The organism is Geotalea sp. SG265 (assembly GCF_022808985.1).
GTDB lineage: Bacteria > Desulfobacterota > Desulfuromonadia > Geobacterales > Geobacteraceae > Geotalea.
In genome coordinates this window covers 1-25,797 of record NZ_JAKZFT010000004.1, presented here as the reverse complement: position 1 = coordinate 25,797, position 25,797 = coordinate 1, and the positions used below count along the sequence as shown (strand labels likewise).

Sequence of the window (25,797 nt, the reverse complement as noted above, 5' to 3'; positions counted from 1 at the left end):
AGGGGTTACGCCTGCAAACATGGAAGGTGGAGAAAAAAGCACATGGCACTTATAGAAATGACCAGCGTGAAAAAGCATTACACCAGCGGCGAGGATAAGGTGGAAGCCCTGCGGGGGGTGGATATCAGCATCGAAGCCGGTGAATTCATCACCATCATGGGACAGTCGGGTTCCGGCAAGAGCACCCTGCTTTCCGTCCTCGGGGGGATGAACCATCCCACTTCCGGAGATGTTGCCATGGCCGGCGTACGTCTTTATGACCTTCCCGGTGAGAAGCTGGCCGATTTCCGGGCAAAGAATCTCGGCTTCGTCTTCCAATCATTTCACCTGATTCCGTATCTGACCGCTGCAGAGAACGTCATGCTGCCCCTGGCCATCGTAAAGATGAGCACCAATGCCAAGAAAGCGGCGGCACGGGAAGCCCTGGAGAAAGTCGGGCTGGGAAGCAAGATCGGCAGACTCCCGAACCAACTCTCCGGCGGTGAGCAGGAACGGGTGGCCATTGCCAGGGCCATTGTCAATAATCCCCACATTCTTCTTGCTGACGAGCCGACCGGAAACCTGGATTCGAAGACCAGTGAAGAAGTCATGGCACTTTTCCGGGAGCTGAACGCTGCCGGGCAGACGGTGGTGATGGTAACCCACAACCCTGAAAACGGGGCCTATTCAGACAGAACCATAAGCTTGAAGGACGGCATGGTTGTCGGTTCGGCTTAAGGCTCACTCCACCAAAGATGAAACTGATATTCTTCATAACCTTGCTGTTAACCCCTCTCCCAGCGCTGGCAGAAATGAACCTGCCGGTTGAGGCCGGTGTCATCACTTCCGGTGTCGGACTGCGGCTTGATCCCTTCGGCAGCGGCAAGCTAGTTCTGCATCGCGGGATAGATATCGCCGTGCCGACGGGTACCCCTGTTCACGCCATTCGCAAAGGGCGGGTCTTTTTGCAGGGAAACGCAGCGGATACGGTTCGACCGTGGTGGTTGAACATGCAAATGGAGACCGCACCTTATACGGCCATAATTCGCTGATACGTGTAAAAGCGGGCGACATGGTTGAACAGGGTATGGTGGTGGCCTTTTCAGGTAATTCCGGCAGATCCACTGGTCCCCATGTCCACTTTGAGCGGATAGCGAGCGGGCGGCCGATAATTGAGGAGGCCGAAGGGGACGTAGCTGCAACTGTGCCGCTGGTCGCCATCAATACAGACCGGCGATCCAGCCTTGAACAGCAGATGGACGAATCGGTCAACTCGATTTTGAGAAAAATCAGGGCGACAAATGGAGAAGGTGGTTAGTTGGCCCGAGGCATCCCCGATAGATGCCGAAATGAATACAAAAGGAGCGCTGCATCCTGTCATTATAGTTACTCCTTTGCCTCAGTTCCACTACCTGAAAACCTGTTCACCTTCCATATTTTCACCATTTTTCCTATTGAACTTTATTATCTGCCCCTTGGCTGTTGACATTGCGGGCGTGTGAGTAACGGGTGGAATTCCAAAAAGAGAGCCAAAGGGTAAGAATCGTACCTTCTCATCATGAGAATTAGCGATACCATTACCATTGGCGACTGCCTGACAGATTTAACGAGCACCGGCCTTGAACATCTGGAGATGGATTTAAATTTCGAGTGGAATTTTCCGATAGGTACCTGTAATGGACGAGATGATGAAAATTCATGAGCTGTGGAGAATATTCTCCATATCAAGACGCCACCCTTAGGAACTATCTTAGTAATTTCAACGACATATAAGTTGGCACAACCTGTGTAATTGCAACTGCATTGAATTTATGTCTGGGAGTTTCCATGAAAAGACTATACACGTTTGCTTTACTGGTTCTATTGGCTGTTTCCCCAACCGTGGCATGGGCAGAAGGGGGTAAGCCGCCGGCTGAAGATCTCTCCCGTCTTGTCTCTACCGCCCTTGATAACAATCCTGAACTCAAATCTTCCCAGGCCCGCTGGCAGATGTATTCCAATCGCATCAAGCAGGCATCGGCCCTGGAAGATCCAATGTTCATGTTCAAACTCCAGAACATGGTGGCAAAGTACCCCCTCTCTTTCGACAAGGATACCATGACTGCCAAGGTTATCGGTGTGTCCCAGCAACTTCCTTTCTGGGGCAAACGTGCCATTAAGCAGGAATTGGCCCAGTATGAAGCAGATTCCTACAAATGGACCATCGATGAGCGGAAACTGGAGCTGGCCCGGATGGTGAAAGAGACCTATTACCAGATCTATGCCGTGGACAGGTTTCTGCAGATCATCGACAAGAACCTGCAGATCATGGACGACTTCATCACCATTGCCGAGTCCAAGTATTCCGTAGGTCAAGGGGGGCAACAGGATATCTACAAGGCTGGCCTGGAAAAATCCAAGATGCTGGACATGCAGATTACCCTCAAACAGCAGCGCAAGAGCCTTGAAGCCAATCTCAACAGCCTGCTCTACCGGCCCGTAACTACTCCCATTGGTCCGATCCCGGACTTCGAGCTGCCACAACCAGCTCTGTCAGCCGAACAACTGAAGGAAACCGCTTTTGCCAAAAGGCCGCAGATAAAAAGCCTGATCAGTCTGGCCAACAAGGGAGATGCCTCCCGCCGCCTGGCGGAAAAAGAGTATTACCCCGACTTCAATGTCTCCTTTGAATACATGCTCAGGGAGGCGATCAATACGGAGATGACGAAAGATCCTGGGGACAACATGTTCACGGTGGGAGTCACCTTCAATCTGCCTTTTCAGCGTGAACGCCGAAGGGCCATGGTTGCCGAGGCGGCTTCCGAAACCAACATGTCACTGGAAGAGCTCAATGGGCTGAGAAATAACATTACCTATTCCATAAACGATATCCTGGCCCAGTTGGAGCGCCGTCAAAAGCTGGTCGAGTTATACAAGGGGGGAATCATACCCCAGGCGGAACAATCCCTGGAATCGGCGATCATCAGTTACCGGGTGAACAAGGTGGATTTCCTATCCCTGCTGGATGGGCGTGTCAACTTGTTCAACTACGAACGGGAACTGTACGAATCTCAGGCTGAGTACATGATGAAGCTTGCCCAGCTGGAGGCGCTGGTTGGTGGCGAACTGCCCCTGAAAACTGCTGAACCTGTCGCATCCACGGCGAAATAGTTATGAACTGACCCAATGCTGCGACCATTTTGAATATTCTTCTTATCGAGGTATGACCATGAGCCTGAACAAGAAAATTGCTGTTCCATTGATAATCGTGCTGATTGCTGCAGCTGCGGGGGGGGGATGGTTTCTGTGGCAGAAAAAAACTGCTGCTAAAACTACCGCACAAACGGTGGCCCAGGGCAAGCAGCTTTATACCTGTTCCATGCATCCCTTCATCATCAAGGACAAACCGGGAACCTGTCCCATCTGCGGCATGGAGTTGATCAAGAAGATCGACAATGCGGCCGGAGGAGGCGCTGAAACACCTGAGCAGAAACAGCAGGCCCAGATGCTTGGTCATGTTTCTCTTTCTCCAACCCAGATGGTCATGGCCAATGTGGCGACTATCGAGGCGAGACGCTCAGACCTGAACAAGGAGATCAATGCCGTCGGTATCGTGCAGTTCGACCAGTCCCGCCAGGCAAAGGTCACGGCATGGATAGGGGGCAGGATCGACAAACTCAATGTTGACACGGTTGGCGCCATGGTAAGCAAGAACAGGCCGGTTGCCGAAGTGTACTCTCCCGACCTGGTGGCAACGCAGCAGGAATATCTGCTGGCGGTGAAGAGCCGCGACCAGCTGAAGAAATCTCCCATCGCCTCCATTTCTCAAAATGGTGAAGGCTTGGTGCAATCGGCCAAACAGCGGCTGCTCCTTTTCGGGGTCAAGGAGAGCCAGATTGCTGCACTGGAAAAGGCCGGGAAGCCGAATATTCGTCTTCCCATCTATACCCCACTGTCCGGCGTGGTCATCGAGAAGATGGTCCAGCAGGGGCAATATGTGAATACGGGCGAGCTCCTTTTCAATATCGCCGACCTGTCCACGGTCTGGGTGGAAGTGGAGGTCTACGAGAACGAGTTTCCCAACATCCACATCGGCCAGAGGGTGGAGATACGCTCCCAGTCCTTTCCAGGCAAGGCCTTCAGCGGCAAGGTCTCGTACATCTATCCGTTCCTCGATCCCAAGACCAGAACTGTTAAGGCGAGGGTGGAGATGCCCAACCCAGGCATGAAGCTCAAGCCTGACATGTTCGTCAACGCCGTGATCAAGGTGCCCCTGGGATCGGCCATTGTGGTGCCGGTTACCGCTGTGATTGATACGGGAACTAGAAAAGTTGTGTGGGTAGAAAGCTCGCCAGGGATGTTCGAGCCCCGTGATGTGCAGGTCGGCCAGCAGACCGATGATAAAATCCAGATTCTCTCCGGGATAAACCCCGGTGACAAGGTGGCGGTATCGGGCGGTTACCTCATTGATTCGGAATCGCAGTTAAAAGGTGGGGTCGGTGGCCACGAAAACATGCCGGGAATGAAGATGAATGAACAGAAACCTGCTGCACCGGGGCAGGCTCCGGCTGCAGGCGGGCATGCAGGGCATGGGGCGCAGCCTGCCGCTCCTGGGAAGAAGCCGATGGGTATGGATGACATGAAGATGTGATGTTATGTGAGAATGACTTTTTCCCAAGAGGATTGCTGCCATGATAGAGAAAATTATCGATTATTCAGCCCGTAACCGGGTCATCATCCTGATGATCTTCGCCCTGATCATCGCCTGGGGGGTGTGGTCAGTCTATAAAACGCCGGTAGATGCCATTCCGGATCTTTCCGACAACCAAGTCATCGTTTTTACCGATTATCCGGGCAGGTCGCCACAGGTTGTGGAAGATCAGGTGACTTATCCCTTGGCCGTCAACCTCCAGGGGCTGCCCCAGGTCCGTGCCGTACGTGCCTCTTCCGCCTTCGGCTTCTCCATGATCTATGTCATCTTCGAGGACAAGGCCGACATCTACTGGGCCAGGACCCGGGTCCTGGAACGCCTGAATTATGCAGCATCACTGCTGCCGCCGGGGGTTGTCCCCACGCTTGGTCCCGACGGCACCGGGGTCGGCCATGTCTTCTGGTACACCATCGAAGGCAAAGGGTATGACTTAGAGCAGATGCGGACGCTCCAAGACTGGTTCGTCCGCTACCAGCTGAACACGGTGCAGGGGGTGGCCGAGGTCGCCTCCATTGGTGGCCTGGTCCGGGAATACCAGATCGATCTGGACCCCAACAAGCTATTTGCCTATGGGATCAAGGTCAATAAGGTCATGGATGCGGTCAAGGCTTCCAACAAGGATGTTGGTGGGAAACTCATCGAGCAGGCGGATGCCGAATACCTCATTCGTGGCCGTGGCTATGTGAAGTCCAAGGAGGATCTGGAGAACATCGTTGTCGGTGCCGACATGAGGGGGACCCCCGTCTATGTAAGAAATCTGGGCACCGTCCAGATGGGGGGCGCAATCCGCCGGGGCCTGCTGGATATGAATGGCCAGGGTGAGGCGGTTGGGGGCATCGTCGTCATGCGTTACGGCGAGAACGCCAAGGATGTCATCGACCGGGTCAAGGTGAAGATCAAGGAACTGGAAAAGGGGCTGCCACCGGGCGTGAAGATCATGGTTTCATATGATCGCTCCGATCTGATCGCCAGAGCCATCGACACCCTAAAGCACTCATTGCTGGAAGAGTCCATCGTCGTTTCCCTGGTTATCCTGATCTTCCTCCTCCATTTCCAGAGCGCTGTAGTCATCGTTCTCACCCTGCCCATTGCCGTGCTCATGTCTTTCATCACCATGAAGCTGATGGGGGTCACCTCCAACATCATGTCCCTGGGGGGGATCGCCATCGCCATCGGCGTGCTGGTGGATGCCGGTGTCATCATGGTGGAGAACTGCTACCGCCACCTGTCGGAGATGCCACCGGAAGAGCGGAAAGAGAAGCGGCTTGAAGTCATCATCACCAGCGCCAAACAGGTGGGGCGGGCAATCTTCTTTTCCCTGGCCATCATCATCCTCTCCTTCGTCCCGGTCTTCCTTTTGGAAGGGCAGGAAGGAAAGATGTTCCATCCTCTGGCCTTTACCAAGACCTTCTCCATGATGGGCTCAGCCTTCATTGCCATCACCCTGGTGCCGGTGCTGATGTATTTCTTCATGCGGGGCAAGATGCCCCCGGAGAGCGCCAACCCGGTATCGTCCTTCTTCATCAGGCTCTACTCGCCGGTGATCCGCTGGGTGCTCAAGTGGAAAAAGACTACCATTGCCCTCAATGTAGTGGCGCTGGCCATTGCCATCCCAATGTTCATACATCTGGGTTCCGAGTTCATGCCGCCGCTCGATGAAGGGTCGTTGCTGTACATGCCGGTGACTCTTCCCAATATCTCCATAACCGAAGCCAAGCGGATCATCCAGGAGCAGGATGCCATCATCAAGAGCGTCCCCGAGGTGGAACATGTGCTGGGCAAGGTGGGGCGGGCGGAAACATCCACCGACCCGGCACCGGTCTCCATGTTCGAGAGCATCATTATTCTCAAGCCGAAGGACCAGTGGCGACCGGGGATCAAGAAGGCGGACATCGTTGCCGAGCTGGATTCAAAACTTCAGATTCCCGGGGTGCGCAACGGTTGGACCCAGCCGATCATCAACCGGATCAACATGCTTTCCACCGGGGTGCGTACCGACCTGGGGGTGAAGATCTTCGGCTCGGACCTTAACGTGTTGAAAGACCTGGCAGTCCAGGCCGAGGCAATCCTGAAACCTATTCCCGGCGCTGCCGACGTGGTTGCGGAGCGGGTCACCGGCGGAAACTATATCGACATCGACATCGATCGAGAAGCGGCTGCCCGTTATGGGGTAAACGTTGGTGACATACAGGATGTGATTGAAACGGCTCTTGGCGGAGAGATGCTCTCTACGACAGTGGAAGGAAGAAACCGGTTTCCGATCCGCATCCGTTACCTGCGTGACTATCGCGACAGTATCCCAGCCATTCGTCGCATCCTCGTTTCGGGCATGGAGGGGGCACAGATACCCCTGTCACTGGTGACGAAACTCAAAATCTCCACAGGTGCACCGGAGATCAACAGCGAAGGGGGACTCCTCCGTTCCCTGGTATTCCTCAACGTCCGGGGCCGCGATATGGGTGGTTTCGTCAATGAGGCCAAGCAGGTGCTGGAGAAGCAGCTGAAGCTTCCCCCCGGCTATTATGTGGCCTGGTCGGGGCAATGGGAAAATCAGGTGCGGGCCAAGGCGCGACTGCAGATGCTGGTGCCTGCGGGGATGCTGATCATCTTCATCCTTCTCTATTTTACTTTCCATTCGGCCCTGGAGGCGAGCATGGTTATGCTCTCCGTCCCATTCGCCCTGGTGGGTGGCGTCTATCTGGTGGCGGCCTTGGGCTACAACATGTCGGTGGCGGTCTGGGTCGGCTTCATCGCCCTCTACGGCATAGCCGTGGAAACCGGGGTGGTGATGGTCATCTATCTCCACGAAGCCCTGGACAAGAAGCTGATCAAGGGACCGATTACCGAACAGGACATCTACGACGCCACTTTCGAAGGGGCGGTCTTAAGGCTCCGGCCGAAACTGATGACCGTGGCCGTGGCCTTGATAGGTCTGATTCCCATAATGTGGTCGTCGGGCACGGGCGCCGACGTTATGAAACCCATTGCCGCACCCATGATCGGCGGGATGATTTCGTCGGCGGTGCATGTGCTGATCATGACGCCGGTGATATTTGTCCTGATGAAGAAGCGGGAATTGAGGAAGGGGACACTTAAATATAGCGGGATGAAGCACTAAAACGGCTCCGACCTTTACGCCATCTCGACGCGTCCTCGAAAAACTTGTTGTGCGGCGTAGCCTTGCTACGCCTCCGCCGGTTTTCCTGCGGGTGCGCCGACCTGACGCAAATCTCGAAACCGGTAGGAAAAGCAAAAAAACAGCAGCAAAGGAGATTACTATGAAAAAAGGGGTAGTTGTATTCGCAGCACTGATGGCTCTGGCGGCACCGGTGGCGTTTGCCGCCGATCATGGCAAGGCCCACGACATGAGTGGTCATGGGGATCGATCCATGATGGAGATGGGTGATGTGGCCCACCAGGAGGTGGTGGATGGGGTCAAGGCCACCTTCAAGGTCTTGAGCATGAAAGAGCACATGAAGGCCATGAAGATGGAAATGCCCAAGGGGATGAAGGAGACACACCACATCATGGTCGAGTTCAAGGACGCCAAGACCGGCAAGGCCTTGACTGAAGGGGAAGTAAAGGTCAAGGTCCAGGGGCCGGACAAAGGCGAGCAGACCAAGGACCTCATGGGGATGCAGGGACATTTTGGTGCCGATTTCGACCTGTCGAAAAAAGGGAAATATGGCATCATGTCAAAGTTCAAGCTCAAAGACGGCAAGGTACGCAGCTCCAAATTCTGGTATACGGTGAAGTAACCAAGCGATCATGTGAGTGATCGGCAAAAGGGGCGGTCGAACGACCACCCCTTTTTTATGTGGATCACTTTTCCCGAATCCTTCCATTGGGACCGTTACATCGGTCGCGTATGCACTTTCCCCCCTCATCCACAATCGTTGTGGATAAATAACCCCCAGCTGTGGATAAAGGTAAAAAAGTATACGGTTAGTCAGGCACTTCTGCAATCTGCACAAGAGATAGGCAGATGTGGTAACTAGCTGAAAATACGTGTCAATATGAATTTACATGTTCTAATATTATTTTTTTGTAATGAATCTATGGGGCCGAGAAAAAGATCTCCTGTCCTGTGCATAACTATTGAAAAATCCGCGAATAACAAGTTTCGGTCCCTTCCCATGGTGCAAAAGCCCGTTAGGGGCTGCTGAACACAAAAGAGCTGGTATACTTTTGCTTAGTAAGTTCTCATCGGGGGCGATTGGTGGAACGAATCCTGACCTGCCAGACCTGTGGCTTGCTGCAGCGATTAGAGGAACCTCCTCCTGTTGGCGCCTCCGTCTCGTGTGTGCGATGCGGTTTTGTGGTTCACCGGCGGAAGCCGGACAGTCGCAGTCGTACCCTTGCCCTTGCCTTGGGCGCGCTCGTCCTCTACTTTCCTGCCAATCTTTTCCCCATCGTCACCACCGAATACTGGGGCATGCAGGAGAAAACCACCATTTTTCAAGGCATCTCCGGCCTGTTCAAACAGGGGAACTACTTTGTGGGAAGCCTCGTTTTTACCACCAGCATTCTCACACCGGCCCTGAAAATCCTCGGGCTCCTCTTCCTGTGCATCACGCTGAAATGGCCACACTGGCAGAAGTTTCGCACCTGGGTCTACAAGATCATACAGGTCATCGATCCCTGGAACATGCTCGAGGTCACCCTGCTGGCGATACTTGTCGCCGTGGCGGAACTGGGGGAGGTGGCTACCGTCCATCCCGGTGCAGGGGTCTTTTCTTTTGCGGCGGTGGTGGTCCTGACTATTTCCGCAACCGTCACCTTCGACCCCAGGCTGGTCTGGGATGCGGGTAGGGAGGAGCCATGAGCGATTCGGATCGTGATCGGGCCTGGGCCGACCAGCTGCCGCAAGCCAGGGTCGGCAAGAACTGGAGAACCTACCTGTTCTGGCTCGTGCCGCTGGGGGCCGCTCTGCTGGCCGGGTGGTTCATTTATACCGAAATCATCAGGAGTGGCCCAAAACTGCATATCTACTTCGACGATGCCGCCGGGCTCCAGCAGGGGAAATCGCAGGTAAAGTACCGTGGCGCCCAGATCGGCAGCGTCAAGGAGATTAAGCTGACCAAAGACCACAGCCGGGTGGAGGTCATAATATCCCTGGTTTCTTCAGCGGAGGGGCTGGCACGGGAAGGGTCGCGGTTCTGGATCGTCAAGCCACGCGTGGGGCTGGCGCAGATCCGCGGGCTGCAAACAATTGTTGCCGGCGATTATGTCACTGTTGAGCCGGGAGCAGGGAAACGGCAGACCATCTTCCAGGGGCTTGCAGGTCCCCCCATCACCGTCACCGAGGGAGAGGGGGCGACGCACCGGATCGTGCTTCTGGCGGAAAAACTGGGATCGTTCAAAAAAAATTCGCCGGTGCTTTACCGGGGTGTTCAGGTGGGACAGGTGCGGGATTTCGATCTTGGCCCCACTTCCCAGGCGGTGCGTATTGCCCTGGATATCCAAAGGGAATATGCGCCCCTGGTGCGGCTAAATAGCAAATTCTGGAATGCGGGTGGGATCAACTTTTCCATCGGGCTCAGCGGGATGGATATCAGCGCCGCCTCGGCCCAGACCCTGGTAACAGGGGGAATCGCCTTTGCCACGCCCGATTCGTTCCAAAGGGAGGCCCCGGGAGGGACCTTTTTCAGGCTTTACGACAAGCCCGATCCGTCATGGCTGGCCTGGTCTCCCACGATCCCCCTCTCCCATCATCGCCACTCCACCGAACAAAAACACAAAAAGGATATGAAATGAGATACCTCATTCTTCGGCCGATCGTTTTGTCGGCAGCAATGGCCGTCCTCCTGCTCTGCGGGTGCGCATCGCGGCAAGGCCCCCATGAAGGGAATCTCCTGGACAACAAGGTCACCGCCCAGCGGGTGCACTCTGCCTTAAAGGATGCAGGGTTGAAGCATGTTCGTGTCTCTGCCTCCAGGGATGGTATCACCTTGACCGGCACGGTACGGTCTGAGGAGGAACGCTCTCGGGCCGAACAGGTGGCGAAGGGGGTCCAGCGGGCCATGGAGTTGAAAAACGAGCTGCAGGTGCGGGACTAGCACCAATCAGAGATTCTTGCGCCGAGAGCAGGAAAGAGGCAAACAAGACAACAATCGCGGAGGTGAAAGAGGTGACCTTACCCAGCTACCTTTCCTTCCTTGAGCGAGTTCTGCCATCCCTTGACCGGCTGCCCTTCATGCTCCGTCTGTGGGATGGCACCTCCTGGAAATCGGCCCCTGGAGAGATGACACAGTTGACGTTGATCGTCAATAATCCGGAGGGGCTGCGCACCCTCTGCCTGGCATCGAATGAACTGGCCCTCGGCGAGGCTTTTATCTTCGGCGATTTCGACATAGAAGGGGATATTGTCGCTGCCTTCAAGCTGGCCGATGCACTTTCAGCGAAAAAATGGGGCATTCTGGACAAAATCAGTTATGGCAGGCATTTCTTTCCCCTGTTGGGCAGGTGGGCGAGGGGGCGTGGCGCCAAGGGGGCGCGCCTCACCGGCCTGTCCCATAGCCGCAAGCGTGATGGCGCTGCGATCCGGTTCCACTATGACGTGAGCAACGACTTTTACCGGCTCTGGCTGGACGAGCGGATGGTCTACTCCTGCGGCTATTTTCATGATGCAGGTGACGATCTGGATTCGGCGCAACTGAACAAATTGGATTACATCTGCCGCAAACTGAGGCTGAAGCCGGGCGATCGCCTGCTCGACATAGGGTGTGGCTGGGGCGGACTGATCCTTCATGCGGCAAAAAATTACCGGGTCGATGCGGTCGGCATAACCCTGAGTGAGCCCCAGGCAGAGTTGGCCAGGGAACGCATCGAAAAGGCCGGGCTCGGCGACTGCTGCTCTGTGAAGGTCTGCGATTACCGGGATATGAACGATACTGCCGGATTCGACAAGGTGGTCAGCGTCGGCATGTTCGAGCACGTGGGGCAACGGCGGCTGTCCGAGTATTTCCGGCGGGCTTGGGACCTGCTGCACCCGGGCGGCGCCTTTCTCAATCACGGCATTGCAAGCAGTCTCGGCCATCCTCAGCCGAAAGGGCCGTCATTTATCGATCGCTATGTCTTTCCCGACGGAGAACTCCTGCCGGTCAGCGATGCGCTTTGCGCTGCCGAGACAACCGGCTTCGAGGTGCGGGATCTGGAATCCCTGCGCGAGCATTACGCCCTGACCCTCAGACATTGGGTGCACCGGCTGGAGACTGCACGGGAAGCCGCCTGCCGGTTCACCGATGAAGTAACCTACCGAATCTGGCGAATTTATATGGCCGGCTCCGCCCATGGCTTCGAGACCGGCCGTCTCAACCTGTACCAGGCACTGTTGGTCAAGCCAGCCGCAGGAAACGCATGCGTCCCAATGACGAGAAACGACTGGTACTGTTAAAGTCCTGTGTGGTTATTCTCCGCCCAAATTCCGTCTTTTACGCTTTTGCCGTTGTATCTTCAAACCCTCATGGGGTATCCTGCGCTGCAGAGCGGCTTTGCCGTGAGCCCGCAAGGGATTGTGGGGCCGTATCGAAAGGTGGGACATGTCAAAAAATAAAATTTCAGCGATGCAGGAAAGAAACGATGACGGGCTGACGATGACGACATTATCCCTGTGGTTTCTGCCCACGGCGATCATCGTTTCTCTTGCCATACTCTTTCTTGACCGCCCTGTGGGCCGTTTCATACAGGAGAAGCTCTATAGCAACAGAATCTGGGGGAGTCTCACTGGTCAGCTGCCTGACACGTTGCTGATCATGGTCGGTCTGATAACTGTTGCCTGCTACGCAGGTTACCGCCTGCGAAAGCACCGGCACATTCAGGATGCGGCTACCGTCCTTTTGCACTATGTTGCCTATGCACTACCTGCCAGTTTCGTCGCGAAAACCGTTCTCAAAGTGGCATTCGGCAGGATCGAGACCAGGTACTGGTTGCAGAATCCGCAACAGTACGGTTTCCACTGGCTGCATGGGGGTGAGCACTTCAGCGGCTTCCCTTCGGGACATATGGCGGTGTTTGCAACCCTTTTTGCAGCGATCTGGAGGATGTATCCACGATTAAAAGGGGTCCTCTGCCTATTGCTGCTGGTGCTGGGCCTTCTGCTCCTGGCGACCAATTATCACTTTTTGAGCGATGTCGTCGCCGGTACCTACCTGGGGCTTGTGGTAGAGGCGATGCTGTTCGCTGTCATGGGGAAGGAGTGGCTGAAATAAGGTAAACTATAAGGAAAGCAGCTGATGTTTGAGGCGAGGCTCACATGTCTTTTGGCGAACTGCTGTTCGGGAAGCGGCTGAAAAGCGACGAGGAGCAGACGGAGCAGCTTTCGACCGTTTCAGGGATTCCGGTGGTCGGTCTCGATGCCCTGGCCTCAGCGGCATATGGCCCTGAGGCTGCTTTGACGGTGCTGCTTGTGCTGGGTAACAGTGGGTCGGGGTATATCACCCCCATTTCAGGCTTCATCATCGTCCTGCTGATGCTGGTCGCTCTCTCCTATCGCCAGACCATACCCGCCTATCCCCAGGGTGGCGGCTCTTTTACCGTTGCCAAGGAAAATCTCGGCGTCCTGCCGGGGCTTTTGGCCGGGACGGCACTCTGTATCGACTACGTCCTTAATGTGGCGGTGGCGACCTCGGCCGGAGTGGCCGCCCTTGTTTCCGCAGTGCCCCAGCTCTTTCCATACACGCTCCATTTCTGCCTCGGCATTCTTGCGCTGCTGGTCATCGTCAATCTCAGGGGGGTGCGGTCTGCTGGGCTTCTGCTGCTCATTCCCACCTACCTCTTCATCGCCTGCCTTGGCGTCACCATAATCCTCGGCCTGGTCAAGGTTGCTCTCGCGCAGGGGCATCCCGTTCCCGTCCGTCCACCGCCGAAGATTCCGGCAGCAATCAATGCTGCAGGCCTGTGGCTGCTCATCCATGCCTTTGCCAGCGGCTGTACTGCTCTGACCGGCGTCGAAGCGGTCAGCAATGCTGTCCCCATCTTCCGTGAACCATCAACGGTTCGGGCCAGAAGGACATTGACGGCCATTATGACCGTTCTCGCTTTGCTCCTTGCCGGCATTGCCGCGCTGGTTCATGCCTACGGCATCAGTGCAACACCGCCGGGCCAGGCCGGCTACGAAAGCATTCTTTCACAGCTGGTCAACGCCGTGCTCGGTCGCGGGTTCTTCTATTACGTGAGTATTTCAGCAATCCTCGCCGTATTGCTGCTTTCCGCCAACACCAGCTTTACCGATTTTCCGCGAGTCTGCCGGCTTCTCGCCCTCGACGCCTTCCTCCCGGCCGAATTTGCCCACCGCGGGCGGCGCCTGGTTTATTCCAGCGGCATCATCCTCCTGGGATTCTTTTCCGGCATCCTCCTCATCACGTTCGGCGGGATTACCGACCGGCTGATCCCCCTCTTCGCCGTCGGGGCGTTTTCCGCATTCACCCTCTCGCAACTGGGCATGGTCTTCCACTGGAAGCGCTCTGAAGAGAAGCACGCACGCCGTTCCATGTTCCTCAACGGAGTCGGTGCCGTCGCCACCGGAGTGACCCTGATCATCATAACGGTTGCAAAGTTTACCGAGGGAGCATGGCTGGTCATCCTCGTGATGCCGCTGTTGCTCATGGCATTCATCCGTATTCACCGCTACCATGAGAGGATCGAACATGAGCTGGAAGAGGTCTCGGGGCCCCTTGACACGGATGATATACCGGCGCCGATCGTGGTGGTTCCCATGAAGCGGCTGACCAGGGTGACGCGAAAAGCCCTGCGCGTTGCCCTGTCTTTCGGGGGGGATGTCTATGCTGTGCAGATAGTGGCCGAGGAGGTCAATACGGAAGACCTCACGGCGCAATGGAGAGCCCTGGTCGAAGAGCCGGCGCGGAAATCCGGACATGCCGTGCCGAAACTGGTGGTGCTCAAGTCCCAGTACCGGGAGTTCTTCGGCCCGCTTCTCCAGCATATCAACAGGCTTTCGGCACAGCACCGCAAGCGTCCCATCGCCGTGGTCATTCCCGAACTGGTTGAGAAGCGCTGGTACAATTTCCTCTTCCGGCATCGGGCGACCCTGTTGAAGGAGCTCATTCTGTTGCGTGGCGGCCCTCAGGTCCTGGTCATCAATGCGCCGTGGTACCTGGGCAGAAGGGATCGGTTCGAAGGGTAGGCTTTTTCTGAAAGTGTTAGCAGCCGAGCAAAGGAGGTATAGATGAAACCGGGCATTTGACTTCGGCCCCGGCCCCATTATAATAAAATTTTATTAATTTAATGGGGGTGCACGGTGAGACTTTCAGCAATGGCGATATGTCTTCTGGCAGCGCTGGCCGGTCCTGTTGATGCCAAGACTCTGGAAGACATCCTGATGGAAAAGGGGGTTATCACCGAGGAGGACTACCGCCAGGTAAATGAGAAGAAGATGGTTTCTTACAAGCCGGCGGAAGGTTTCACTTTTATATCACCGGACGGCAGATTCAAGGGGGCGATCGGCGGCATGCTGCAGATCCGCTATACCTTGCTCGACGCCGACGATGCCGACAACACCCCATCGAAACAGGCGGAGGACTTTAGCAAATTCGAGCTTCGCCGCATCAAAGCATATTTCAACGGCTATGCATTCACCGAGGCGCTGACCTACAAGCTGCAGCTGAATTTCGCAAACCTTCAGGGGGGTACCACCATGAACGGCGGCATTCTTGAGGAGAGTTACCTCAACTATCGCCTGCGGGATGCGGTGCAATTCCGCTTCGGTCAGGACAAGGTTCCCTTCGGCAGGCAATTCATCACCTCCACCGCCCTTCTCCAGTTTCCAGATTTGTCGGTGGTGACAACTGCGTTCGTTCCCGGCTATGACATCGGTCTGATGCTGCATGGGAAGCTTGGCGACGGGCTCTTCAACTACAGGATCGGGGGATATGGCGGCGTTGGACAGAATACCTTTCGCAGCACCCGTGACAATGCCTTTGTCGTCCGGCTCACATTGGACCCACTGGGTGAGGTGAAGTATTCCGAATCTGACGTTGAACAGAGTGTCGAACCGTTAGTCTCCCTTGGCGCCAATTACTTTCGTGACACCCTCAATGGGGGGAGCAGCTTCGGGCGCGAGAGCAACGCGCTCTACTTCGGTAAGAACACGGGGTGGTTCGCCATCGGCAGCCAGATCATGCCGACGGGAGTAAGATTCAGCGCTGGAGAGCCCATTGATTTTAACATTGTCGGGGTTGACGGCGTCTTCAAGTGGCACGGTTTTTCACTGCAGGCGGAATATTTCTTCGCCCAGGGGGAAGGGCAGCTGACCGGAACCGTGCTGCGGGGGCAAGGATGGTATGTCCAAGGGGGATTTTTCCTGATTCCGTCCCATCTGGAGGCCTCAGGTCGTTTCTCCTATCTCGATCCGAACCGCGCGGTGGGCAACGACCACTGGGTGGAAGCGTCCGGGGGGCTCTCATGGTACTTCGAAAAGCACAATCTCAAGCTTCAGAGCGATTATACTGCCATCCATAAACAGCGTGCTGTGGCCTTTAACCGAGGTCCCTTCGCGACGGATGACCACCAGATAAGGATTCAGGCCCAGCTGTTGTTCTGATCCAGGGGATGCTCCATCATTGGACGCCCCTGCAGCACGCCACCAGTAATACTCCAGCCTTTCCGAAATTTAAATCATCACATCCTCCGTTCATAAACCTGCGACTCTTTGACTTGGGTCAATTCTCACCAAAAAAGAAGGGGCTATCATCTTCCCCAGCATATGGATAATCCGGGGGGCGAAAAGCTCATGTTCAAGCCTGAGCACGAGATCAAAGACCTTTGCCGAAAAGTAGTGTATATTGACGTGGTTGCGGTGGAAGGGTTTTCTGCCGCGACTTCGTCCATCACCGAAGCCTGGTTCAAGCAGATCTTTCCCTCGGATGCCTGTCGTGGCTTCGGGAGTGAGTGACAGAGCCACAGCGGCGACAGACATCTCCCCCCCAAGGCACATTTAGATGAGAGAGCGCATGCAAAAGCAAGTGAAAGTAGTCACCAGGTTACGAAGCATTGTCCAGTGGGCATTTTTCATTTGGACCGTCGGCATCGGCATCCGTTTCGCCATGTTCATCACATCCGCTGAACGAGGGACGTCGGTTCCTTTGGTTTCGCGCCCTCCCGGCGTAGAGGGTTTTCTTCCCATCGGCGCCCTGACCAGCCTTAAGTACTGGCTCGTCTCGGGGCAGATCCACCCTGTGCATCCGGCTGCGCTGGTCATATTCCTGGCCATTCTGGCCATGAGTCTGGTGGCGAAGAAATCCTTCTGTTCCTGGCTCTGCCCGGTCGGTACCATTTCGGAGTTTGCCCATAAGCTGGGCGTGAAAATCTTCGGCTGCAATTTCCATGTCTGGGGCTGGCTGGACATCCCGCTGCGGGGCATCAAGTACCTGCTCCTTTTCTTTTTCGTGAAAATCATCCTCATCGATATGCCGGGGGAGGCGGTGGGTGGATTCCTGGATGCTCCCTACTGGGCGGTGAGCGACGTAAAGATGCTCCACTTCTTCACCCGCATGTCCTTGACCACCATGGCAATTCTCGGGATTCTCATCGCCTTGTCCCTGCTTTTCAAGAATTTCTGGTGCCGCTACCTCTGCCCCTATGGGGCATTGCTCGGCCTGATCAGCCTGCTCAGCCCGTTCAAGATCCGGCGGGAAGCCGAAGGCTGCACCGCCTGCCGGCGCTGCACCGCCGCCTGCCCCTCCGGTCTTGCCGTCCATTCCGCCACCGCCGTTTCCTCGCCCGAATGTACCGGCTGTCTCACCTGTACGGCCGCCTGCCCCGAACGGCATGTCCTGGCCATGCAGCCAGCTTTCCGGAAGCGGCCTCTTTCCGTGTGGGTATATCCAGCCGTCGTGCTCTTCGTCTTTTTCGGCGGGATCGGCGTCGGCATTGTCAGCGACCATTGGCAGAGCTCATTGACCTTCGCCGATTACCAGCGGCTCCTGCCCTTGGTGCAGCAGCTGAGCCATTGAGAGGATGGGCATGCCATGAAACGGCGCTGTTTCACCGCTCGTACCCGAAACATTGGCTGTAGTGCAAGAAAGGATATTTCCCATGCAACCCCTTATCCGCAGTAGCTTTTCGGCAGCACTTTTGCTGCTTCTCCTGAGCCCCGTGCCGGCCTTGGCCCTATCCGCTATCACCTGCCATTGTTTCACCGACCGTTCCTACGATGCCGCACGTCCTGCCGCGGCAGATCCCTATTTCCTGGCCACCACTCAGAACTCCTTTTTCGCGGCAGCTTTTGCCGTCGATAAAAAGACCATCGTCATGAAAAAACAGCGGGGGAGCTCCGCCGAAGACCTGTGGATAGCCTACTGGCTTGCTGCCCGCTCTGGGACAGATCCGGAATTACTACTGCAGGACCATAACAGCAGAGGCTCCTGGAAGCTTGTCGCCGCGCCGCTCGCCATTCCTGTCCGATCCATGGGGGAACGAGTTGCCCAAGCACTTCGGACCGATGCCGGTGATGGGACGATTGCCGGTGCCATTGTGGATGAGCTGCTGCTGCGCTTTCGCTTCCTTGGAGAACCGGAGCTGGCGGCACTGCGGAAGGCGGGCACCGGGAACCAGGAGCTGATTCTGGCCGGGTTGCTTGCCGCCAGAACCCGTCAGCCGGCCATGCAGCTCTACTCCGAGGTGAAAAAGGAGGGGCGAAGCTGGGGGGCACTACTGCAACGGGCCAGACTGGATACCTCCAACCTGGACTCCGAGGTCAGGGTGCTGATTGCGGCAGCCGGCCGGGGAATCAGGTGACACTCAGCCTTCCACCCGATACGGTATACTTGTTGCCTGAAAGGAGGAAAGCCATGAAAACCATGAAGATCATGACGACTGTTGCTGTACTTGTGCTGGTGATGGCTGTCTGTAATCATGCCGGTGCCCATTGCGACACGCTGGGCGGTCCGGTCGTCCAGGATGCCCGCAAGGCGCTGGCGGCCCGGGACGTGACGCCGGTCCTGAAATGGGTTCAGGCAAAGGACGAGAAGCAGGTAAAAACTTCATTTGCGAGGGCTATGGCCGCCCAGGGGAAGAAACAGCAGCAGGCTGAAGAGATGAAGTTCTTCGAGTCCATGGTGCGCATTCACAGGGCAGGGGAGGGGGCTGCTTTCACGGGATTGAAGCCCGCCGGAACGGTGGAACCGGTCATCGCCATGGCCGACAAGGCGCTGGAGCAGGGTTCTGCCGACGGCTTGATCACCATGGTGGACGGAACGGTCAACAAAGGCATTCGCGAGCGCTTTCAGCGGGTGGCCGAGGCATTGAAGCACAAGGACGAGAACGTCGCCAAGGGACGCGAGTATGTGGCGGCCTACGTTGACTACACCCATTATCTTGAGCGGCTGCAGCAGTCTGCCGGGGAGACTGGCGCCCATCGCGGGGGCACCAAGGAGCATGCCGCTCCCGGAGAAGGGCATCGCCACTGATAGGGCTGAATGAAAAAAATGAGCGGTGCCTGTGGCACTGCTCTTTTTTATTGGTATAATTTAACCTTCCTGTGCCTCTGGCATGAAACGTCTCGATCAAGGAAGGAACCGATGGGCTTTTTCAGCAGTTCGGTGGGGAGAAAAATGGTCATGGCCGTCACCGGCCAGGCGATGGTTCTCTTCGTTATCGTGCATCTGATCGGCAATTCACTTATCTTCGAAGGCCCCGACGGCATCAACGCCTATGCAGAGCATCTGCGGCGCTTTCCCCCGCTGGTCTGGATGTTCCGCCTGTCCATGCTCGTCTTTTTTGTTACCCATGCCTGGTACGGAATCCGACTGACGCTGGAGAACCGGGCTGCCAAACCGCATCAAACGGTCGCGCGGAGATATTTGACCGCCGGTTTTGCAGGTGAGACCATGATTTGGACGGGACTGCTCCTGGGAATCTTCGTCATTTTCCACCTCCTCCAGTTCACCATCCGGGTTACCCCGGACGTGGTGCAGAAAATGGATGCGGCAGGGAGGTACGACGTCTTTGCCATGGTGGTTGCAAGCTTTCGCCGCCTGCCAGTGGTATCGCTGTACGTGGCGGCCATGGCGGTGCTCTTCCTCCATCTCGTCCATGGCATCCAGAGCTTTTTCCAGACAATGGGATGGAGCAGCGAAAGAAGCCGGCCGGTGATCATCAAGGTCGGCAGCGGCCTCGCCGTCATCTTCCTGGCCGGTTACAGTGCCATACCTCTTTCCGTCCTGCTGCATATTGTCGGTTGACGGGGTTCCGGCCGCTTATCCGTTTCCCTTGGGAAGCCGCACTGTGCCGAACCAGAAGTCCTGAATTCCCTGGATGGTCCTGTAGGTCTGGTCCAGCTCCATGGGCTTTGTGATGTAGCAGTTGGCGTGGGAGCCGTAGCTGTTTCTCACATCTTCTTCCGATTCCGAAGTGGTCAGCACCACCACCGGAATTATTTTCAGGTCGGGATCGCTCTTCACTTCCTCCAGCACCTCTCGGCCATCTTTTTTCGGCAGGTTCAGGTCGAGCAGAATGATGTCCGGGCGCGGCGCGCCGCCGTAATGTCCCTGCCTGCGGAGAAATTCCATCGCATCCAGCCCATTGGGCACCACCGTGACATTATTGCGATAACTGCTTTCCTGCAACACTTCCTGCATCAGGAAAGCATCGGCCTCATTGTCTTCCACCAGCAGTATTTCCATGACCTTCATCGGTTCCTCCGCGGGCAGGGATGGTGAAATAAAAGATGGATCCCTCGCCGAGCCGGGATTCGACCCAGATTCTCCCCCCGTGCAGCTCGACGATCTTGCGGCAAATGGCGAGCCCGATGCCGGTGCCCGGGTGTTTGGATCGCGCGTGTAGCCGTTGAAATATGACAAATATCTTGTCGAAATATTCGGGCTCGATGCCGATGCCGTTGTCATGGACGCCGAAGCGCCAGTTGCCGGTGAGCCTCTCCGCAGAGATGCTGATCCGGGGTGAAATGCCGCTTCTTCCGAACTTGAGGGCATTGCTGAGCAGGTTCTGCAGAAGCTGCACCAATTGGCGCCTGTTGCCCATTACTTCCGGCAGTTCATCCAGCAGGACCACGGCGCGGCTTTCCTCCATGGTGTGCCGCAGATTGTCCATGGCTTCTTCTGCAACGGCATGCATGGAGACCGGCCTGAACTCCCTGGCCGACACCCCCAGCTCCGAGTAGGAGAGAAGGTCGCTGACCAGGGCATGAATCCGGTTTGCTCCTTCCATGGCAAAATTGATGTAGATGCGGCCCTTTTCGTCGATCCGGTCCTGATAATTGCGGAAGAAAAGCTCCATGTACCGCGTCACGTTCCGCAGCGGCTCCTGCAGATCGTGGGAGGCCACATGGGCAAACTGTTGCAGTTCGTGATTGGTCCGTTGCAGGGCCTTGACCGTTTCCTTCAGATCTTCTTCCGCTCTCTTTTTGTCCGAAATGTCGCGGACTATTTTCGCGACCCCGACGATTTGGCCCGCAGCATCTCGCATGGGGGACATGGTCAGGAAAACGAAGATTCGCTTCCCTCCTTTGGTGAGACGGACCGTTTCGTAATGGTCCTGGAGTCCCTGCTTCGTCTTGCGGGTCATTTCCTTCAGCTCGCTTGTCAGTTCCGGAGGAATGACCAGTGAAATGGGTTTACCGATCATCTCCTCGGCCGAATAGCCAAAAAGTTTCTCTGCGCCACGGTTCCAGGTCTGGACGATGCCGTTGAGATCCTCACTGAATACCGCGTCCTCAGCTGCCCGAACGATGGCCGCAAGACGGGACATGGCTTCTTCGGCACGCTTGCGCTCGGTTATCTCGACCACATAGGCGCCGACTGCGATCGGTTCCTTTGCGGAGGCGAAGACCGGATAGAAACCGGTCAGCCAGTACCTTTCCACTCCGGGTTCTTTTGGGGTTTCGCCGGCAATTTCCGCTTCCACCGCTAAGCCGGAACGGAAAACCTGGTCCAGTATCGGGTCCGCCGCCCGCGCATTGACCGGGAGCACCTCCTGTATAGTCTTTCCCAGCATCTCTTCTTCCCTTAGTCCGTTGATCAGGCAGAGAGCTCTGTTTACCCGCAGATAGCGGTGTCGTTGATCGAAGAAGGCAAAACCGATGGGTGCATGGGCAAGGAGCGATTCCAGCTCTGCAGTCCTTGATCGCAATGCTTCCGAAGTAGTCTTCAGGTCATCGATGTCAGTGGATGTGCCGTACCACCTGACGATCTTTCCAGCAGCGTCGCGCTCCGGGACCGCCCGGCACAGGTACCAGCGGTAGACGCCGTCATGTCGCCTGAAGCGATGCTCGACCTCATATGGAGTTCCGGTTTGCATGGCCTTACGCCAGATGGCTTCCGTCAAGGCCCGGTCATCGGGATGGACGAAAGATGTATCGTTGTAGGATTCAAGCCCTGTGAATTCTTTGAAAAACTTGTTCGAGAAATCCACCGTGCCGTCGGGCCTGATCGTCCAGACAAAGCCGGGCATATAATCGGCAATGAGGCGGAACCTCTTTTCGCCGGCAGATGAAGCCTCTTTCAGACGTCTTGCATACCGGACGATCAGCAGGTACAGCAGTCCTGCCGAAAGTAAAACGAACGCCTCTCCCTTATAGATGGAGATGTTGGTCCTGAGCTGAGGGGCAATTACTAGAAACAGCAGCCTGTCCGACACATATATCCACAGGGTACTGAAGACGACGTAGACCGTCACGATCAGCAAGACCTGCATTTTTTCGGAGCCGCACAATTTACATGTCATGTATGATGCCTGTCCCGGACGTCATCATTCCCCAGTAAATGCTTTGTAAATTGTATCACAGGATTTTGTCGCGATTGGAGCACCCGGTGCCCCGAAGGAAAAGGATGCTAGACTTTCAATAACGACACCGGTTGCAGGCGGCATGGCTGAAACCGGCAGAGGAGGCCATTATGCGCGAATGGAATGCGGTGGTGACCGTCCACGACGGCGGATTTACCAAAGCCCGGCGGCTCCTGGACCGGCACGGCATCGTTGCCAAGTCCGATTTTTTCAACGTCCTGCTCTTGCGCAGCGCCGACCCTTTCCAGGTCCTGGCGGAGCTTCATCGGGAGCTCGGCGCCGATCCTGGCCTATCCCTGGTGATTTCCCGTTTCATGCCCCTTGAGCGGCTCATCACCTTTCAATCGCCTGAGGAATTCGAAGAGCGTTGCCGTGAGAAGGTCATGGGCTACATTCCGCGGCTTGCAAACGCCCGTTTCCATGTGCGCATGCACCGGCGAGGTTTCAGGGGGAAGCTTTCCAGCATGGACGAGGAGCGATTTCTCGACGAATTCCTCCTCCATCATCTGGCGCGAGCCGGTACCCCCGGCAAGACCGCCTTCGAAGACCCAGATGCGGTCATAGCCATCGAAACGGTGGGGACCCAGGGTGGCCTTTCCTTATTCAGCAGGGCGCAGCTGATCCAATTTCCCCTTTTGCATCTGGACTGACTGTAGTATAAAGATGCTCCTTTCCTGAAAGCGCCTCTGGGATACTAAGGGATTCTTATGCTGGAAAACCTGACAATAATACTTATCTGCCAGCTGCTCGGCGAAGTGGTCACCAGGGTCGCACGACTGCCTGTTCCCGGTCCGGTGCTGGGCATGGTGATCCTCTTTACGGGGCTCATGGTGCGCCGGGGTATTCCCCAGGAGATGGAATCTGTTGGTGGCTTTCTGCTGCGCTACCTGTCGCTTCTATTCGTACCGGCCGGCGTCGGCGTCATCAGCAACCTGGATCTCTTGGTAAAATCTGCTGCACCCCTTGCCGGGGCCATCATCATCGGCACCATGGTCACCATTGCCGTTACCGGCCTGGTCATGCAGTACCTGAATCGGCGTAGGAGTCCGATTCACAAGGAGAGGCAATCATGAATTGCGATATACGGGAACTGTGGGTCTATCTCTCTGCGACCCCGCTGCTCTGGCTGACCCTGACCCTGATAGCCTACCAGATTGGCAGCTGGCTGTTCCGCAGGCTGGACTGCAGCCCGCTGCTCAATCCGGTGCTGACGGCAGTGATACTGCTGGTGGTCCTGCTCAAGATCAGTGGCACCGACTATCAGACCTATTTCCGCGGCGCCCAGTTCATTCATTTCCTCCTGGGTCCAGCCACCGTCGCCCTGGCGATCCCCCTCTACCGGGAGGTGCATGCGGTGAAAGCAGCCTTCCTCCCCATCATGGTCGCTCTGTTCATCGGCTCCCTCACCGGTATTGCCAGCGCCGTCGGCATCGGCTGGCTTCTGGGGGGAGACAAGGTTATCCTCCTGACCATGGCCCCCAAATCGGTGACCACCCCCATTGCCATGGGCATTTCCGAGAAGATCGGCGGTCTCCCTTCATTGACAGCGGTGGTTGTCGTCCTCACCGGCATTACCGGGGCGGTGATCGGCGACTTTGTCCTCAAGCGGACGAGGGTAAAGGATGAAATGGCCTGCGGCATGGCGCTGGGGGTGGCTTCCCACGGCGTCGGCACCGCCCATGCCATCCAGCGGGGCAGGGTGGCCGGTGCCTTCTCCGCCCTGGCCATGGCTTTGAACGGCCTGTTGACGGCCATCATCCTGCCGCTGATTGTGGCTCTTTTCAGTTAATGCAGAACGGAGAAATGGAATGAATCTGGTGCTGATCGGTTATCGAGGGACGGGGAAGAGCGCGGTTGCAAAGCTTTTGGCGGAGCGCCTGCAGATGAAGGTTATCAGCACCGACGAGGAAATTGTCAGGAGGGCGGGCATGTCCACCCCTGAGATTGTGGCCAAAATGGGCTGGCAATACTTTCGCGACCTGGAATCGGCAGTGGCGCGGGAAGTGGGCGCCTTGGACAACCATGTTATCGACACCGGTGGCGGGCTCATCGAACGCCGTGAAAACATACAAGCCCTGGCCAGCAATGGGCGTTTCATCTGGCTGAAGGCCACCGTCGCCACTATCGTCGCCCGCATCGCAACCGACACCGAACGCCCCCCCTTGACCGACGGCAAGACCTTTACCGAGGAAGTTGCCGAAGTCCTGGAGCGGAGAAACCCCATTTACGAGCAGACGGCAGAAATCGCTGTCGACACCGACACCCTGACCCCAGAGGAGATTGCCGACCGCATCATGGAATTCCGGAAAAGCACAGTACCTTGATGCTGCTAGCCAGAAGGAATCCTGTACCACACAGCCCGCATTCGCGGGCTTTTTTGTGCTCTCATTTGGATAAATTTAATAGGAAAGAATTGTGCATCATGGTAGATATTTCTACTGCAACCCTGCGAAGATGGGCGGTCGGTCACAGGGAAGGTATTGCTGTATTCAATATGGTCTGATTCGCCCGACAGAGCTGGAAGAAAGATCGCTGAAGGATTTAAAAATGAGGTTGCCGATATAGGCAACAAGTTACCTATACAGGGAACAAATGGATAACAGGCAGAATGGTCAATAAATACCTATATCAGGGCATTGAAAAACCTCTGCATTGAGCAGCTAAGGCCCCGTTATGGGACAAAATTGCATAAGTTATTTGTTTAGCTCAGTAAATTTATGCTCTTTGAAACTCATTTTTGCCGATTTCCTGGCAATTTTCGGGGGTGTTGAACCCATTTCACCCGATTTAAGTGGCACCAACCCCCAAGTTTCGCATCCGAACCAGGTTGTAGGCTGTCACCGCCAGAGTAAAGTGCCAGTCGATCTTCTTAACACCTCTGTAGCGGGTCTTGCGGAACATTCCAACGGTCTTAAGCCAGCCAAACACCTCCTCGATTCTTTTGCGGAATTTCTGGCTTGCTGCATAGCTTGTGTGTCTTGTAGTGCGGCCATCTATTGATGAACGGCGGCCCTTCTTCGTTGTGTTTTGCGTGACATGGGGGGTCACCTTCAAGTCCCGCATAGCTTTGGCGAATCCAAAGGTATCGTAATTCTTGTCAGCCGCCACAGTGATCCGACGCTTGCGAGGAGCGATCTTACCGATCATTGCCTTGGCCGTTTCTCGCTCGGCAAAGCCATCGGCTTGTGTAACTCTGCTCATCACAACTAAACCGTTCTGGTTCTCGGTAAGCAGATGTGCTGCAAACGACAGTTTCGGTTCTTGGTTGAGGCTCTTACGGTAGAGCTTTGCTTCAGGATCAGTGCTTGATGTGTGAGTTTGGTTGGAGATCTTCTCTCCTTTGAAGGTACGGCCCGGATTCTTTCCGA

General features: G+C 55.9%; 26 protein-coding genes. 23 read left to right on the top strand and 3 right to left on the bottom strand.

The window, feature by feature from the left end; translation table 11 throughout:
• The first annotated feature begins 42 nt into the window (after positions 1-42).
• The 19 genes from ML541_RS05960 (at position 43) to ML541_RS05870 (ending at position 19,869) form a co-directional block, all read left to right on the top strand.
• Positions 43-717, top strand: a complete 675-nt coding sequence (locus tag ML541_RS05960; protein WP_243371670.1) for an ABC transporter ATP-binding protein — start codon at positions 43-45, stop codon at positions 715-717.
• A gap of 17 nt (positions 718-734) precedes the next feature.
• Complete coding sequence (locus ML541_RS05955; RefSeq protein WP_243371669.1) at positions 735-1,031, top strand: hypothetical protein; 297 nt, start codon at positions 735-737, stop codon at positions 1,029-1,031.
• Positions 977-1,297 carry a M23 family metallopeptidase gene (locus tag ML541_RS05950; RefSeq protein ID WP_347710784.1) on the top strand — a complete coding sequence of 107 codons (321 nt, stop codon included), beginning with the start codon at positions 977-979 and terminating at the stop codon, positions 1,295-1,297. The genes ML541_RS05955 and ML541_RS05950 overlap by 55 nt, the downstream gene beginning before the upstream one ends.
• Before the next feature lie 509 nt (positions 1,298-1,806).
• Positions 1,807-3,129 carry a TolC family protein gene (locus ML541_RS05945; RefSeq protein WP_243371668.1) on the top strand — a complete coding sequence of 441 codons (1,323 nt, stop codon included), beginning with the start codon at positions 1,807-1,809 and terminating at the stop codon, positions 3,127-3,129.
• Positions 3,130-3,187: 58 nt separating this feature from the next.
• Complete coding sequence (locus ML541_RS05940; protein ID WP_243371666.1) at positions 3,188-4,609, top strand: efflux RND transporter periplasmic adaptor subunit; 1,422 nt, start codon at positions 3,188-3,190, stop codon at positions 4,607-4,609.
• Between the two features lie 40 nt (positions 4,610-4,649).
• Positions 4,650-7,787: a CusA/CzcA family heavy metal efflux RND transporter gene (locus ML541_RS05935; protein ID WP_243371665.1), complete on the top strand. Its 3,138-nt coding sequence runs from the start codon at positions 4,650-4,652 to the stop codon at positions 7,785-7,787.
• A 160-nt stretch (positions 7,788-7,947) separates the two neighbouring features.
• Positions 7,948-8,427, top strand: coding sequence for a hypothetical protein (locus ML541_RS05930; protein ID WP_243371664.1), 480 nt, complete (start codon positions 7,948-7,950; stop codon positions 8,425-8,427).
• Between the two features lie 461 nt (positions 8,428-8,888).
• Positions 8,889-9,494, top strand: coding sequence for a paraquat-inducible protein A (locus ML541_RS05925; RefSeq protein WP_243371663.1), 606 nt, complete (start codon positions 8,889-8,891; stop codon positions 9,492-9,494).
• Positions 9,491-10,426 (top strand): MlaD family protein, encoded by a 936-nt coding sequence (locus ML541_RS05920; RefSeq protein WP_243371662.1) that lies wholly within the window; start codon positions 9,491-9,493, stop codon positions 10,424-10,426. Before ML541_RS05925 ends, ML541_RS05920 begins: the two co-directional genes overlap by 4 nt.
• Positions 10,423-10,728 (top strand): BON domain-containing protein, encoded by a 306-nt coding sequence (locus tag ML541_RS05915; RefSeq protein ID WP_243371661.1) that lies wholly within the window; start codon positions 10,423-10,425, stop codon positions 10,726-10,728. The genes ML541_RS05920 and ML541_RS05915 overlap by 4 nt, the downstream gene beginning before the upstream one ends.
• 71 nt (positions 10,729-10,799) lie before the next feature.
• Positions 10,800-12,065 carry a cyclopropane-fatty-acyl-phospholipid synthase family protein gene (locus ML541_RS05910; RefSeq protein WP_243371660.1) on the top strand — a complete coding sequence of 422 codons (1,266 nt, stop codon included), beginning with the start codon at positions 10,800-10,802 and terminating at the stop codon, positions 12,063-12,065.
• Positions 12,066-12,210: 145 nt separating this feature from the next.
• Entirely contained in the window at positions 12,211-12,879 is a 669-nt protein-coding gene (locus ML541_RS05905) for a phosphatase PAP2 family protein (protein ID WP_243371659.1), read from the top strand.
• A 44-nt stretch (positions 12,880-12,923) separates the two neighbouring features.
• Entirely contained in the window at positions 12,924-14,813 is a 1,890-nt protein-coding gene (locus ML541_RS05900) for an APC family permease (RefSeq protein ID WP_243371657.1), read from the top strand.
• Between the two features lie 129 nt (positions 14,814-14,942).
• Entirely contained in the window at positions 14,943-16,229 is a 1,287-nt protein-coding gene (locus ML541_RS05895) for a porin (protein WP_243371656.1), read from the top strand.
• A 189-nt stretch (positions 16,230-16,418) separates the two neighbouring features.
• A complete protein-coding gene (locus ML541_RS05890; protein WP_243371655.1) occupies positions 16,419-16,580 on the top strand; it encodes a hypothetical protein in 162 nt (53 codons plus the stop codon).
• 58 nt (positions 16,581-16,638) lie between these two features.
• Positions 16,639-17,640, top strand: coding sequence for a 4Fe-4S binding protein (locus ML541_RS05885; protein ID WP_243371654.1), 1,002 nt, complete (start codon positions 16,639-16,641; stop codon positions 17,638-17,640).
• An 82-nt stretch (positions 17,641-17,722) separates the two neighbouring features.
• Positions 17,723-18,424, top strand: coding sequence for a hypothetical protein (locus ML541_RS05880; RefSeq protein WP_243371653.1), 702 nt, complete (start codon positions 17,723-17,725; stop codon positions 18,422-18,424).
• Positions 18,425-18,477: 53 nt separating this feature from the next.
• Positions 18,478-19,095, top strand: a complete 618-nt coding sequence (locus tag ML541_RS05875) for a DUF6448 family protein (RefSeq protein ID WP_279342376.1) — start codon at positions 18,478-18,480, stop codon at positions 19,093-19,095.
• A gap of 18 nt (positions 19,096-19,113) precedes the next feature.
• Complete coding sequence (locus tag ML541_RS05870) at positions 19,114-19,869, top strand: succinate dehydrogenase cytochrome b subunit (RefSeq protein ID WP_347710788.1); 756 nt, start codon at positions 19,114-19,116, stop codon at positions 19,867-19,869.
• A gap of 15 nt (positions 19,870-19,884) precedes the next feature.
• Here the strand turns inward: ML541_RS05870 and ML541_RS05865 are convergent, their stop codons facing one another.
• Positions 19,885-20,319 carry a response regulator gene (locus ML541_RS05865; protein WP_243371651.1) on the bottom strand — a complete coding sequence of 145 codons (435 nt, stop codon included), beginning with the start codon at positions 20,317-20,319 and terminating at the stop codon, positions 19,885-19,887.
• Positions 20,282-22,369 (bottom strand): PAS domain S-box protein, encoded by a 2,088-nt coding sequence (locus ML541_RS05860; protein WP_243371649.1) that lies wholly within the window; start codon positions 22,367-22,369, stop codon positions 20,282-20,284. Before ML541_RS05860 ends, ML541_RS05865 begins: the two co-directional genes overlap by 38 nt.
• A gap of 170 nt (positions 22,370-22,539) precedes the next feature.
• Between ML541_RS05860 and ML541_RS05855 the strand changes: the two genes are divergently transcribed.
• From ML541_RS05855 to ML541_RS05840, 4 genes are read left to right on the top strand one after another with little or no spacing between them, the layout of a single operon-like run.
• A complete protein-coding gene (locus ML541_RS05855) occupies positions 22,540-23,079 on the top strand; it encodes a hypothetical protein (RefSeq protein ID WP_243371647.1) in 540 nt (179 codons plus the stop codon).
• Positions 23,080-23,136: 57 nt separating this feature from the next.
• Complete coding sequence (locus tag ML541_RS05850; protein ID WP_243371645.1) at positions 23,137-23,502, top strand: CidA/LrgA family protein; 366 nt, start codon at positions 23,137-23,139, stop codon at positions 23,500-23,502.
• On the top strand, positions 23,499-24,218 hold the full coding sequence (locus ML541_RS05845) for an LrgB family protein (protein WP_243371643.1): 720 nt from the start codon (positions 23,499-23,501) through the stop codon (positions 24,216-24,218). The genes ML541_RS05850 and ML541_RS05845 overlap by 4 nt, the downstream gene beginning before the upstream one ends.
• Positions 24,219-24,237: 19 nt before the next feature.
• On the top strand, positions 24,238-24,753 hold the full coding sequence (locus ML541_RS05840; protein ID WP_243371642.1) for a shikimate kinase: 516 nt from the start codon (positions 24,238-24,240) through the stop codon (positions 24,751-24,753).
• Positions 24,754-25,216: 463 nt separating this feature from the next.
• On the opposite strand, the gene ML541_RS05835 is transcribed toward ML541_RS05840, so the two are convergent.
• The coding region (locus ML541_RS05835; protein WP_243371640.1) for a transposase at positions 25,217-25,797 on the bottom strand (581 nt) is incomplete at its 5' end.